A 13,557-nucleotide genomic window follows, 5' to 3' on the forward strand; every position below is an offset into this window, starting at 1 on the left:
CTAATATCGACACATATAATTATAATAACAAGAAAAAAATGGGTTGACAACGACTTATTTACTATTAACCCACTCTGTCTAAAAAGGTGTAAAGGCTCATTGTTTAGTTCTCCATGGGGTTCCATGGTCCTAATTGATGTCCCTTCCATTCAGATCCATCTTCCCAAATTTCCTTTTTCCAGATCGGAACGGTCTGTTTGAGTCTCTCTATGGCGTAACGGCTTGCATCATAACAGTCGTTGCGATGAGGCGAGGAAACAGCAATGACTACACTAATCTCTGCTACATCCACTTTCCCGATTCGGTGACTGATTGCACATAACACACCAGGCCAGCGATCGGAGATTTCCACACCAATGGCTGCCATCTGAGAAAGAGCCATCGGCACATAGGCCTCGTATTCAAGATGAACGGTGCGCTGTTCACCGGTCATTTCACGAGTTGTACCTACAAAAGTAAGAGCTGCCCCGTGATTCGGGGTAATCACTAGCGCCGTTGTTGCTTCCACGGACAAAGTGGATTCTGTAATTAGAAATAAGCCATCTTCAGTCCGATGCTCTGGAACGGTAGAGCGAAGCTGTTCATCGGATATATCCGTACCATCGCCTCCAGAGACGGGAGGGATCAACGCAAGTTCATCTTCTGAGCTAAGTATAGTATCGGCAGGAGCGTACTGCTGGTTAACTGCCAAAAAGGATGTCCTTATCTGAGAAGCTGCCTCTGGGTAGGCCAGACTCAGTTTTTCTTTTAAATCGGCAGCGGTTGGAATATCTCCAATGTACTCAAACTCCAGAAGGGATGTATTTAAACGTTCTGCAATGCCTGCAAATAGTTGAATTGTCAATTTCATAGATATGACTCACCTCTTTTTGATCTCTAAACCCTATAAATATATCATAACGACGCGGAAAATGTTATGCTTATCCATTAGAAGAATGAACGTTTATTGAAGAGCAGGGGAGGCGGTGTGATGAGCACCAGGGAGAAGCAAACGTTAACGATTCTGCACACCAACGACATCCACAGTCACTTCGGCTCCATGAGTACCATCGCCGCTATGATCAATGAGGAACGTGACCAAGGTGGCAACTTCCTTGTATTGGATATCGGCGATCATATGGACCGAATGGCCGTTGAAACAGAGGGAACACTGGGTACGGCTAATGTTGATGTTATTAACCTGACGGGCTACGATGCCATTACAATCGGTAACAACGAAGGACTAACCTTTACGCCAGATCAGCTCTCACAGTCCTACGCTGGACTTCTGTGTCCTGTGGTATGCAGCAATGTTGTAGAGCAAGATACTGGACTTGCGCCAGTGTGGATGAAACCTTCTCTGATTGTGGAGAAAGGTCCATTTCGCGTTGGTCTGCTGGGGGCAACGGCCCCTTTTACCACGTTTTATGAATTGCTCGGGTGGGATGTTCTGGACCCTGTGGAGTCATTAAGAGCTCAAGTGGAAGCATTACGTGATGAAGTGGATGTTGTGGTTATTCTTTCTCATCTGGGGCTTTCGACAGATCGGAGACTGGCGGAGCAGATTACGGGAATTGATGTTATTCTCGGTGGACATACCCATCATGTTCTCGAAGAACCCTTAGTCATTGGTCAGACCGTGCTGGGCGCAGCTGGAAAATTTGGCCAGTGGCTTGGGAAAGTGGTTCTGGAACGAACAAGTGTGGGGGAACCTCTCCAACTGGTAAGTAGCGGTTGTATGGCTGCCAAGAGTATATTACTGGATGATCAGGTCGCGCTGGCAATCGCTACGAATCGTGCGGAGGCTCAAAGAACACTCAATCAGACGGCAGTGATAACGGATCGGGTGCTGCCCATCACGTACGACCGGGAATCCCCGTTTGCTACCTTGCTTGCACAAGCTGTTCGTCATTTCACGGGGGCACAGCTGTCTCTGGTGAATGCAGGTCAGCTTCTCGGAGAGCTTCCACAAGGTAATATTACAAAAGGAATGTTGCATTCCCTATGTCCATCTCCTATAAATGCTTGTACAATATGCTTGAGTGGAAGTCATATTCGTGAAGCACTTGAGCAGTCCTTGTTGGACGAGTTTTCAGGTAAGCCCATTGTGGGATTTGGTTTTCGTGGTCATATTCTAGGCACGTTATGTATGGACGGAATGGAAGTTCAATACAATCCAGATGCGCCAGCCTATGAGAAGATCCAGACCATATCCATCAATGGGGAGCCTATGGACGAACAATGTGAGTATATCGTTGGGACACTGGACATGTTTACGTTCAATGTGGGGTATCCTCCTCTTGCTCATGGAACCCGTACGCTCTATCATCTTCCGGAATTCATACGCGATTTGCTGGAAACGGAAATAAAACGACCAGGGGCTCTGGACGACAGCCTGCGAGCCCGCTGGCATCAAAGCTAAATTTAAAGTACTTGCCTTCTGCTGAAGCGGCGGCTAGTGGTAATTACATCTACGGAGCGGGAGAGGATAGGCTGTGCGTTTAGTACATATAAACTTATTGCAGCCTGGCATGAAGCTGGGGAAACGTATTTATAGTGAAGAAGGCCTTGTATTACTTAGTGAGGATGTAGAGCTAACCAGTCGATTGATTGGACGCCTTAAGGATCTCGGAGTCGGTTATGTGTATATTAAAGATGCTGCGACAGAGGACATCATTGTTCCTGAAATGTTGCAGGAAGAGACCCGAAGGAAAGCACTGGTCGAGATTAAACAGCAATTTCAGAGCATGTCAGGACTGAAAACCAAAAATCGGATTCCTCATTTCGGTAAAGCGCTTAGTGGTGTGATGAATGCGATTCTGGAAGACATCGGCAGTCAGAAGGAAGCCATGATTATGCTGATGGACATGAACTCCAGTGATTTTGACCTGTATAATCATTCGCTGAATGTATGTGTGTATACACTGGTTCTTGGTGTCGCTTCGGGTTACACACGCCAGCAATTAATGGAGATTGGTCTGGGTGCCTTATTGCATGATATTGGCAAGACACAGATTGCACCAGAAATTCTGCATAAGCCTTCCAGATTAAGTGACGAGGAATTCAAAATCATTCAGCAGCACACTACATATGGACATCGTATTCTCAAAGACGAACCAGGTATACCGCTTCTATCTGCACATTGTGCATTGCAGCACCATGAGCGAATTGATGGCAGCGGATATCCCTTTGGGCTGAAGGATAAAGAGATTCATGAGTATGCCAAGTGGATTGCTCTTGCTGATTCGTATGATGCCATGACAACGAATCGAGTCTACAAGCAAGCCTTGCTGCCACATCAGGCCGTAGAGGTGCTGTATACGGGCTCAGGAACGCTTTATGAACAACGAATGCTGGAGAGATTCAGGGATTGTGTAGCGATCTACCCCGTGGGTCTATCGGTCACGCTCAGTACGGGAGAGGTTGGGGTAGTTGCAGCGATTCATCCACGTGTTCCTCAACGTCCACTTATCCGGGTGCTCAAGGATGCCGACGGCCAGACCTTATCTTCGCCCTACGAAATTAACCTGTCTACAGCACTGTCTGTGATGATCACAGGTGTAGAGGGTCTGGAGGATACACCTTCATCTGCCCAAAGTGAACGGTTGGAAAGCTGAACAAGCTTAGAAATGATTAGCGCTCATGTCGTAATATCGGGGCCGTTTCGTGATTCGGCCCGGAGTTACCTGAGTGTTTTTTGTCATGTAATGGACAGGGTCTACGTATGCCGGAGCATTCAAAATTGTGCTATGATAAAAGACAACTCCAAAAAGAGAAACACAAGGTATGATGTAAATAAAACTTTTTAGGTTAATAAAAGGAATAAGGTGAAGAACAATGACCATGCTAAACTCAGGATCGGTACAACCGATGCCTTTATCGCCAACGAATGATCCGTGGGATCCGATTGGCTCTCTGCGTACATATGGACGCCATGTGTTGACCAGTGTAGAAATGACTGTGACACATCTGTGCAACATGCGGTGTGAGCACTGTGCCGTAGGAGATATGCTTACGATGCGTGAAGCGCCGGCTCTTCCATTACCGCTGATGCTGAAACGATTGGATGAAGTGGAGCATCTGCAGACGATTAGTCTGACGGGTGGCGAGCCAAGCTTTAGCCAGAAAACAGTGGATGAGATGATCATCCCGCTGCTCAAATATGCCAAGGAACGTGGAATTCGTTCCCAGATCAATTCGAATTTAACGCTGGATATCAGCCGATATGAGCAACTTTTGCCGTATCTGGACGTTATGCATATCTCATTCAACTACCTGAATGCTGACGATTTCCATCAAGTCGGATTTGCGAATAGTGGCAGACCTGTGAAACGTGAAGTCGCGGTGAAGATGTATGAGAAAATGATTGAAAATTCCCGCAAATTAAGTGAAGCAGGCATGTTTATCTCTGCCGAGTCCATGATTAACTTCCGTACACACGACAAGCTGGATGGTATTCATCAATTGATTCGTGAGATGGGCTGTGTTCGTCACGAAGTGCATCCAATGTATAATTCGAACTTTGCTTCGTCGTTGCCCGTGTTATCACTGGACCATATGAGAGCAGCGATACATCGTTTGCTTGATGCACGTGACAAAGATATGTGGATGCTCTTTGGTACTCTTCCATTCTTCGCGTGCAGTGCTGCAGAGCAGGATCGAGAACTGATCAATCGACTATACAGCGAACCAAATGTGACGGTGCGTAATGATCCGGACGGACGCAACCGCGTTAACGTGAACATGTTTACGGGCAATGTATATGTGACGGATTTTGCGGACATCCCGGCGTTTGGCAACATTCGTGATCGTAAACTGGATGATGTGTTCCATGAATGGTCAGCTGAACATCCGTTGAATCAAACGGTCAATTGCCATTGCGATATCGCATCCTGTTGCGGACCAAACCTGCTGGTGGCAGATATGTATTACAAGGGTGTGGATTTCAAATCGAGAAAGGCAATCACACGTTGATATTCCAGGTGTATTCCTGAAATAGATAGAAAAGGGGAGTTTCAACTTGGATATTCATACCGAATTTCATCTTGGGCAGCTGGTATTTAATCTGGTCTGTGTCTTTTTGCTCGTATTTTTGAATGGCGTATTTGTCGCAGCGGAATTTTCGCTTGTGAAAGTAAGGCAGACACGCTTAACTCAATTGCAGAGTGAAGGAAATCGTATGGCGGGTTATGCACTGAAGGTGAATAGTAAACTGGATTCCTATCTATCGGCAACTCAGTTCGGGATTACGCTGACATCGCTTGGACTCGGGTGGCTGGGAGAACCGGCCATCTCCGAATTGCTCGTTGAGCCACTCATGTTTAAACTTGGTGTAGGAGATACAGGGCTTATTTCGACCGTGTCGGTCATTATCGGTTTTTGTATCATTACGTTTCTGCATATTGTGCTGGGTGAGCTTGCACCTAAATCGTTGGCAATTCAAAAAACAGACGGAGTGGCATTATTTTTATCTGCGCCCTTGCTGTTGTTCTACAAAATCTTCTTCCCGTTCATCTGGGTACTGAATGTATCGGCCAATGCATTGCTGCGTCTGGCGGGTATCGAACCTGCCAGTGAAGGCGAAGCTCACTCGGAAGATGAACTTCGTATTCTGATGAAGCAGAGTGCCAAAAGTGGTGTCATCGATAAAGATGAGATCAAACTGATGGACAACATCTTTGATTTCTCCGATATGTTGGCACGTGAAGTGATGCTGCCACGCACAGACATGGATTGTCTGTACACACATATGTCTTTGGAAGAGAACCTGGAGATCATTAATGCAACCAAACATTCCCGTTATCCCGTAGCAGTAGAAGACAAGGATGAGATCATTGGATTTATACACATCACCGATCTGTTGCTGGCTAAACCGGAGCAACAACATGATCTGGCTTCACTTGTCCGTCCAATCTTAAACGTTCCTGAATCGATGGAAATCAGCCATGTGCTGCGTCTCATGCAGAAGAAACATTCACAGATGACGCTGGTTGTGGATGAATATGGTGGCACAGCGGGACTACTGACTGCGGAAGAAATTCTGGAAGAGATTGTTGGAGACTTGTATGACGAGTTTGAGGATGAGCGTCCGCATATGGAACGCAGTGGAGATTCATTCTCCATTGATGGTCGTTCGCTTATTGAAGAAGTTCATAAGTGGACTGGAGCCATCATTGAGGATGAAGAAGTGGATACCATCGGCGGATGGTTGTTTAAAGAGCTTGGGGGCAATCCATCCAAGGGGAAAACGCAGGAGCTGAATGGGTACGTTTTTGAAGTGGAAGAATCGACTCGTTTGCGAATTACCCGTGTTCGAGTGTACAAGCAATCTGTCCCTCAAGACATGAATTCGGAAGAAAAACCAGCAGAATAGAACTCGTTGCAGGAGTAAGATAAGACGAGCAAAAGTATAAAATGATGCAGATTACGAAGATCTGCCAGGATGTAAGACCTTTGGACGTTACCTGAAAGGGGAACGAACCGAAGGTCTTTTTTTATTTTAAAGAAGAATTTGGAGAAATTCTGCACATAGTTGAAACGAATTTCGGATTAACTTCGGGGACAGCGTCATATGGATATAGAGACGGGAAGCGGGAAAGAACTCAGTGTTATTCAATATGCACCAACGATGTAATAAGGAGGCGTTGTTTTGTGAAAGATCCGCAGCTTCGTGCTTACGCCCCTTTTGTGGGGCCGTTTGATCCTTGTCCGCCGGTAGCGATTCGGACGTATCTGGTACCTCCGCAGTTATTTATTCCATTTCAGCCCATGGGCTGGCCGCAGTACAGCCCGGCGGAAGCGTTGAGATTGGGAACCTTATGGCCTGCATTATACAGCCCTTATACACCAGCTAGATCAAAGGGAAGGAAGGTGGAAGTGGATGGAACCTGAAGTGCCGAAACCCTGTGACGCTAAATACTACGAATTGCTTGAAGAACTTCAGGCGCTGGATTTCGTGTTGGTGGAACTGAATCTGTACCTGGACACCCATCCGGGAGACTTCCAAAGCATTGAGCAGTACAACAAGTTCAGCCAGGAGCGAATGAGGGTAGCCCATGAATTTCAGCAGTTGTACGGACCGTTGATGAACTTTGGGCATGCTTTCTCCAAGTATCCTTGGGAATGGTCTCAGACACCCTGGCCATGGCAAGTGTGACACATCAGCCTCAGGCTTCCTTGCAGGACTTTAGGGACAGGAAGCCCGAGGGTTAGAAGAAGGGCTGTATTTTAATAACGTAGAGGGAGGCGTCTTACATGTGGGTGTATGAGAAAAAACTGCAATATCCCGTAAGGGTTAGTAAATGTGATCCTCGTATGGCGAAATTGCTGATGGAACAATATGGCGGTGCCGATGGGGAGTTGGCCGCTGCCCTTCGATATCTGAATCAGCGTTATACGATTCCAGACAAGATTATCGGTCTGCTGACGGATATTGCTACAGAGGAATTTTCTCATCTGGAGATGATTGCCACCATGATCTACAAGTTGACCAAGGACGCGTCGGTGAATCAATTGGAAGAAGCGGGACTTGGGCCGAACTATGCTCAACGCGATTCTGCCTTGTTTTATACCAATTCCTCCGGTGTACCCTTTACAGCTGCCTACATTGCTGCAAAGGGTGATCCAATTGCGGATCTGTACGAGGACATTGCAGCAGAAGAGAAAGCCCGGGCTACATATCAATGGTTGATCGACCTGACCGATGACGTGGATCTGCAGGATAGTCTGAAGTTTCTGCGGGAACGGGAGATTGTGCATTCTCTAAGATTCCGCGAAGCCGTGGAGATTCTGAAAGACGATCGGGATACGAAGAAAATTTTCTGAATATTTGATATCGAGGCAGAAGTTCAGCAGTCCAGTAGGGCTGCTTTTTTGTATGAAAAGATAGTATTACTAAATAATTCATTTTAAAATAAAATTACATATAATTATATAATTTACAAATATTGTTGTTAAATGTACTCGCATACTATACAATGAAATTGTAGTTAAAAATTCTATTTAGGAGATGATCATTTTGAGACTTAGTAAAGTTCTTATGTTGACTGCATGTTCCTTTATTCTGACCACTTCCATTTCAAGTGGAGGCGTGTCTGCGGCAAAAGTTCAACCGAATACCAGTACAAATGTATCAGACGTAGTATCTCCTATGCTTGAAAGTAAATTTTTTTCTGTAGTGCATTATTACCCTGTAGGTTTTGGAGTACCGAAATATCTTACGGACTATATTACGCCAGATGGCTATGTAGGAACCTTGGTGTTGGTTAGTTATCATACTGTGGATGGAATTGTTGCTGCAAGATACGAAGGGACCGTTTACAGATAATCAGAAATGGTAGATTAAACCTTCTAGTATTTAAATTCTTATAACAACGAATTTATAATAAAATTGAAAGTAGCAGTTCCAAGATAAAATAATTTGGACTGCTACTTTTCACTTTTAAATCATATTTATTGTGTAATAATATGTAAGTGGTGCTTTTCACAATTATAGATGTTTAATCTCCAATGATAGGGGAGAAAAAGGAAAAAATAAAACCATCCCCGGTATACTACTGGGATGGTTTTATTGGATTTTGAAGTGTATACCTAATATTCAACTACCATGGCAACATTTTGCCACCCGGCTCCAACGGTCCAGAACAGAACTTTGTCACCACGCTGAATCTGACCGGTTGTAACCGCTCGATGTAATGCGATGAATGGACTGCTGGTTGAGGTGTATCCGAACTCATTTCCGATATAGACGGCAATATCATCACCAATGCCGACGTTCTCGGATACAGCCCGAATGTTACTAATGGATAGCTGGGAGAAGCAGGCGGCTTTGATCTCGTCTGGTCTAATCTCGTTGCGAGTCAGCAACGTACGAATGGACTCGGAAGCAGCATCCACACAGATGGAATCATCAAATGGGATGAAATTCACATGAAAGGCACCCGCATCTACACCCGTATTGCCCAGCTTCGCCAAGCCTTCTGCAGGAAAAAGAGAATTACCATACACACAGGTATCCGTCTGATAGATTGAATCAATGAAACCGACAGCATGTTCATCCCGCTCTACAATGACCGCCGCTGCTGCATCACCGAAATTGGCGAAGTACACGGGATCATCGGGACTGGCGTGAGGAGCCACGTAATCCGAGCCGATGATTAATGCGCGGCGAATTCGAGGATTGCCCAGCATCTGTCGGCTAACTTGTTCGAAAGCAGCAGTCATACCCGCGCAGTTGGCGTTGCTGTCAATACAGATCGTGTGAGAAGCTCCGTTAATCAGGCGATGGATCATCAGGGAATTCGTAGGAAAGATGTATTCTGGCGTTTGGCTTGCATAAGCAATCAGATCAATATCTGCACCGGTTAGTCCGGTTTTCTCCAGTAGGTTACTGGCTGCCTCATAGGCCATGCTTAGTGAATTTTCGTCATCGTTGTCAATTTTATAACGTGTATCACGACCAAGTGCCTGTAACAATCCACGAATATCTACACCTCTTGCATCAAAATGTTCAATATAAAAATCATTGTGCACCTTGGTTGCTGGATGATAGATATCGATATCTACAATACGAATTCCGGCCATCTTCATTCTCCTCTTGAGCGGAAGGGTGAATTCACAGCTTGTCCGCCTGGTTTATTAAGTGGTAACGGTAGATATGATTTCGAGATTGTCCAGACCGACTGATCGGCCGAGCCGGGACAATTGCATTTTTAGAATCGCGTTGTTCTCGAGGGTCAACACGACTTTTTTATATTCATCTTTTTTGAACAATTGAAGGCAGCCTTCCAGAAGAGGAACAATCTCCGGAGCAGTAACATTCAACTTTTTGCAATCGATGTTCAGGTCATACTCCTTGGTGTTAATAGAAGCGATCGTATCCTGATAGGCCGAGATGGAACGCAAACCGTCTTCTTGAGAGAAAGAACCCTCCAGTTCAATGTTTAACACCTTGTTTGGAACGTCAGTCTTCAGAATGAAATTTCCCATGTTTGATCTCTCTCCTTTAAATGAGTTAAGGCTATCCTGTTAGTGGATACACAGCCCATTGGGCCTCTGCCGAAAGCTTCTAAGATGCGAGCTGGTTCGAAGGATAATTTAACCATATTATAAAGGTAGGAATGTAAAAAGATCAATAAAAAAGTCGAATCGTGTATAAAAATGTAGAAAAGTGAATTACTGTATTTCATCCAAGGTGGCAAGCAAAATATTAAATGCACTTATAATGCGTGGAGCACCCACACATGGCGCCAGATGTAGCAATATTCCCTTGAGCTGATCCACCGTCACTCCCACGCTTAGAGCCATCGTGTAATGTACGCCCAATTGTTCATACTGTCCTTGGGTGATCAACGAAGAGATGATAGCAACTTCCTTCCATTGATCCGTAATCGTGGTGCGCTGAAAAATATCCCCGTATGCCGTCCCCATAATAAATTCCGACAATTCGGGAAAATGTTCTTTGATGGGGGCGAGCGCTCTTGCACCGTACTCCCCAGAAAGTTTGGCGAAACGGTCTAGTCCCTGAGCTACATGTTCACTCATGATATGCTCCTCCTAATTCAAAGTTACGGTGCGGTGAGCTGTGGGTGGAATTTCATCTCGATCGGTCAGAAGCTCAATAACAGTTACCTGATTCAACGTCTGGGCTGTGTTCAGCGCAGATGAGAATTCAGCAAGGGTTTCTGCTCGAAACGCAACCGCACCGAGAGATTCGGCAAATTTGGCAGCATCCATAGGAACTTCATATAATGTGCCATCAATTCTGCCTGTTGTTTTTTCCATTCCTTTGAGTGCCATGTCCAGTTGTTTGTTGTTAACGACAATGAAAATGACGTTCAGATTGTTGCATACCGCGGTATTGATCTCCGTCCCCAGCATCATGAAACATCCATCCCCGGTGATACATACAACGGTCTCTTCAGGTGAAGCGGCCTTTGCACCTATCGCCATACCAATGGCGTTCCCCATGCAGGCAAAGTAAGCGTCAAACACAAAGCTGCCTGGTTTCTTGACTTTATATCGCTGAACTGCATGAAATCCATGGCTGCCATCATCAACAAACAGCTTATGATCGTACGGAAGCAGATCGCTCATTCCATCTAGCACAGAAGCCAGAGACAGTTGGGGGATATCTGGTAAAGGGACAGTGTAATCCATGGGTGCCGTGGTTCTCACAGGAGTAGGGAGGTCTTCTAATGTGCCCAGCCAATATTGCAGGTTGTCCTTCAAATCACCGGTGATATGTAAGGTTTGAGCGCTCAGAATCTTGCCTACAAATGTAGGATCAGCGTCAAATTGAATGAGGTGTGCCGGGTGATGTTCAGGCTTCAGATTGCAGAGGGTCATGTCACTTAGACGTGAACCGAGTACGATATAAAGGTCACTTTGGTTCAACATGTCGTCTGCATGAGGGAAACCTCCAACACCACAAGGTCCATGGTACAGGGGATGGTCCCACGCAATCGCTCCTTTTCCACCAGGAGTAGTAATGACGGGAATGTTGAACGATTCGGCCAATTGAAGCAATTCATCATGGGCTCTGGCGCGACTTACACCTTTACCAGCAATAATTAAAGGGCGGTTGGATTGTTGAATGAGAGGAAAAATGCGATTCAGGTTAGATACGCTAAGCAGAGATTCCGGTTCGGGAATGACAATCCGGCATTGGGATAACAACTCGGTCTGTACGTCAAAAGGAATACAGAGGTGAACAGGGCCTTTATTAGGGCCGAGTGCAATGGAAAGGGCATGGTTCAGCAGTGTGCCGAAGTGATCTCCACGCTCAACCAGTTTGCTGAATAGCGTAGCAGGCCTGAACATCTCGGCAAGATCAGCCAGATAGGAAGAAGAATCCTGACACTGGGGGAGCCCCAGTTCCTGAATGGATTGATGACCCGTAATAAACAGTACAGGCAGATTGTTGGCCTTTGCATGAGCTGCTGCGGTAAGCAGATTGGTTCCGCCTGGACCGGATGTGGCAAAGGCAACGCCGAGTTTACCTGTCTGTAATGCATAACCGGATGCGGCAAAACCTGAGCTGGATTCATGACGGCCTGGAATGAACTCTAATCCGTAATCCACCATTTTCAGTACAGCAGGACAGATGGATTTACCAATAATACCAAAGACATGAGTAACGCCTAGATTACGCAGAGTTTCTGCCAAATAGTCCGCAACTGTTCTCATGCTGGACACCTCGCTTCATGAAATAGGTTATTAGAACCATACGCATATTCCATTTATTGAATGCAAGTTACTGTCTAAGGTTGTAATAGGAAATATTCATTGTTATTAGGAAGAGTATCTTTTTTTGTGGTTTTTTGTCAACCTGTTTTTGTGAGTCTAAATTCCTGATTCTTAAGTTGGTAACGCTTTAAGTATTGCTGGATAAAGTAAAAATAATTGGTTATATATCCCTGCAACGAATTACCCAATCTTTACGAAGTTACAAATAATGTAAAAATATGACTAACAATGATGAATTTCAGTCTCTAATAGCGACTTCAAAGCTAGAGATTTATCTTTTTTCGTATCAACGCATCGCATTCGCAATTCTTTGCTTTCTGCTATACTGGAAAGGAATTGGGAGGGGATGGAATGACAGTCATCAAGATGGCTCTGATTGGGCTGGGTAAAATGGGACTACATATGGTTCATCTAATCGAGAATACCAAGATGTACACGGAGATTGAGATTGTAGCGGTGTGTGATGCGAATGAGGAAGGTTTGGCGTCTTTTGCAGCTTCTCATCGGGGAGTTAGGACATATACGGATTACAAGCAATTGATGAATGAACATCAGATTGATCTGCTGTATATTGCAGTTCCGCCGAAATTTCATTATCCGGTTGTCATGGAAGCGCTGGAGCGCAAAATTCATGTATTCTGCGAGAAACCGCTTGCCAATAGTGTAGAAGAAGCCAAAAAGATGCTGGATGCAGCAGAGCAGGCGGGCGTAGTTCATGCCATCCACTTCTCTATGCCGCATGAACCTTCCGTGCTGAAGTTGCAAGAGATGATTGAGCAGGGTACTGTGGGGGCCATTCGCAAAATAGATCTCATTTTGCAATTCCCGCAGTGGCCACGATCTTGGCAACAGAATGCATGGATTACGAGCCGGGAACAGGGTGGATTTATTCTTGAAGTGGGGATTCACTGGATTCATATGATTCAAAAGGTGTTTGGTGCCATCCGGGTTGTTAGCACTCAGGTTCAATATCCTGAGAATGGTGACTGTGAACTAGAAGTACAGGCTGCAATGGAACTGGAAGACGGAACCCGAATTCAGCTGAACGGCATCTCTCAATTTGCGGGGGAAGAACGTGTATCCATGGTGGTGTACGGTGCAGAAGGCACAATTGCTCTGGAAAATTGGGAAGAATTGAAGACGGGTTTGGTGGGGCAGCCACTGTCTCCAGTAGAAGTGCTTGAATCCGCCAGTGAATTGCCGGTGCTTAAACATGTCATTGCCCGTATACAGGGCAAACCAGCTAAGATATATGATTTTAACGATGGGTATCAGGCACAATTGGTACTGGAAGCGCTACGGAACACAGAACAATCGAGATAAGAAAAGGAG

14 protein-coding genes are annotated in these 13,557 nt (G+C 45.5%); 9 read left to right on the forward strand and 5 right to left on the reverse strand.

Annotation, left to right across the window (positions count from 1 at the left end; genetic code table 11):
* Positions 1-103: 103 nt before the first annotated feature.
* Positions 104-850: a molybdenum cofactor biosynthesis protein MoaE gene (locus NSQ20_RS09705; protein WP_036609923.1), complete on the reverse strand. Its 747-nt coding sequence runs from the start codon at positions 848-850 to the stop codon at positions 104-106.
* Between the two features lie 120 nt (positions 851-970).
* Between NSQ20_RS09705 and NSQ20_RS09710 the strand changes: the two genes are divergently transcribed.
* From NSQ20_RS09710 to NSQ20_RS09745, 8 genes are all read left to right on the forward strand, one after another.
* Positions 971-2,401, forward strand: coding sequence for a 5'-nucleotidase C-terminal domain-containing protein (locus tag NSQ20_RS09710; RefSeq protein ID WP_340032344.1), 1,431 nt, complete (start codon positions 971-973; stop codon positions 2,399-2,401).
* A gap of 73 nt (positions 2,402-2,474) precedes the next feature.
* Positions 2,475-3,596, forward strand: a complete 1,122-nt coding sequence (locus NSQ20_RS09715; protein ID WP_036609917.1) for an HD-GYP domain-containing protein — start codon at positions 2,475-2,477, stop codon at positions 3,594-3,596.
* 220 nt (positions 3,597-3,816) lie between these two features.
* Positions 3,817-4,953: a radical SAM/CxCxxxxC motif protein YfkAB gene (gene yfkAB, locus NSQ20_RS09720; RefSeq protein ID WP_155985059.1), complete on the forward strand. Its 1,137-nt coding sequence runs from the start codon at positions 3,817-3,819 to the stop codon at positions 4,951-4,953.
* Positions 4,954-4,999: 46 nt separating this feature from the next.
* Positions 5,000-6,352, forward strand: a complete 1,353-nt coding sequence (locus NSQ20_RS09725) for a hemolysin family protein (protein ID WP_036609914.1) — start codon at positions 5,000-5,002, stop codon at positions 6,350-6,352.
* A 278-nt stretch (positions 6,353-6,630) separates the two neighbouring features.
* On the forward strand, positions 6,631-6,870 hold the full coding sequence (locus NSQ20_RS09730; RefSeq protein WP_036609912.1) for a spore coat associated protein CotJA: 240 nt from the start codon (positions 6,631-6,633) through the stop codon (positions 6,868-6,870).
* Positions 6,860-7,135: a spore coat protein CotJB gene (locus NSQ20_RS09735; RefSeq protein ID WP_036609910.1), complete on the forward strand. Its 276-nt coding sequence runs from the start codon at positions 6,860-6,862 to the stop codon at positions 7,133-7,135. The genes NSQ20_RS09730 and NSQ20_RS09735 overlap by 11 nt, the downstream gene beginning before the upstream one ends.
* A 98-nt stretch (positions 7,136-7,233) precedes the next feature.
* A complete protein-coding gene (locus NSQ20_RS09740) occupies positions 7,234-7,803 on the forward strand; it encodes a manganese catalase family protein (protein ID WP_036609908.1) in 570 nt (189 codons plus the stop codon).
* Between the two features lie 193 nt (positions 7,804-7,996).
* A complete protein-coding gene (locus NSQ20_RS09745; protein ID WP_076327012.1) occupies positions 7,997-8,305 on the forward strand; it encodes a hypothetical protein in 309 nt (102 codons plus the stop codon).
* Positions 8,306-8,568: 263 nt separating this feature from the next.
* Here the strand turns inward: NSQ20_RS09745 and NSQ20_RS09750 are convergent, their stop codons facing one another.
* The 4 genes from NSQ20_RS09750 to NSQ20_RS09765 all read right to left on the reverse strand — a co-directional run bounded on the left by NSQ20_RS09750 (position 8,569) and on the right by NSQ20_RS09765 (position 12,165).
* Entirely contained in the window at positions 8,569-9,561 is a 993-nt protein-coding gene (locus tag NSQ20_RS09750) for a 3-oxoacyl-[acyl-carrier-protein] synthase III C-terminal domain-containing protein (RefSeq protein ID WP_340032345.1), read from the reverse strand.
* Between the two features lie 54 nt (positions 9,562-9,615).
* Positions 9,616-9,966, reverse strand: a complete 351-nt coding sequence (locus NSQ20_RS09755) for a hypothetical protein (RefSeq protein ID WP_036609902.1) — start codon at positions 9,964-9,966, stop codon at positions 9,616-9,618.
* 186 nt (positions 9,967-10,152) lie between these two features.
* Positions 10,153-10,521 carry a carboxymuconolactone decarboxylase family protein gene (locus tag NSQ20_RS09760; protein WP_017689521.1) on the reverse strand — a complete coding sequence of 123 codons (369 nt, stop codon included), beginning with the start codon at positions 10,519-10,521 and terminating at the stop codon, positions 10,153-10,155.
* A gap of 12 nt (positions 10,522-10,533) precedes the next feature.
* On the reverse strand, positions 10,534-12,165 hold the full coding sequence (locus NSQ20_RS09765; RefSeq protein ID WP_340032346.1) for a thiamine pyrophosphate-binding protein: 1,632 nt from the start codon (positions 12,163-12,165) through the stop codon (positions 10,534-10,536).
* Positions 12,166-12,576: 411 nt separating this feature from the next.
* Here NSQ20_RS09765 and NSQ20_RS09770 point away from each other — a divergent pair, with 411 nt between their 5' ends.
* A complete protein-coding gene (locus NSQ20_RS09770; RefSeq protein WP_340032347.1) occupies positions 12,577-13,548 on the forward strand; it encodes a Gfo/Idh/MocA family oxidoreductase in 972 nt (323 codons plus the stop codon).
* Positions 13,549-13,557: the final 9 nt, after the last annotated feature.

Origin of the sequence: Paenibacillus sp. FSL K6-1122 (genome assembly GCF_037977015.1) — a bacterium.
GTDB lineage: Bacteria > Bacillota > Bacilli > Paenibacillales > Paenibacillaceae > Paenibacillus > Paenibacillus amylolyticus.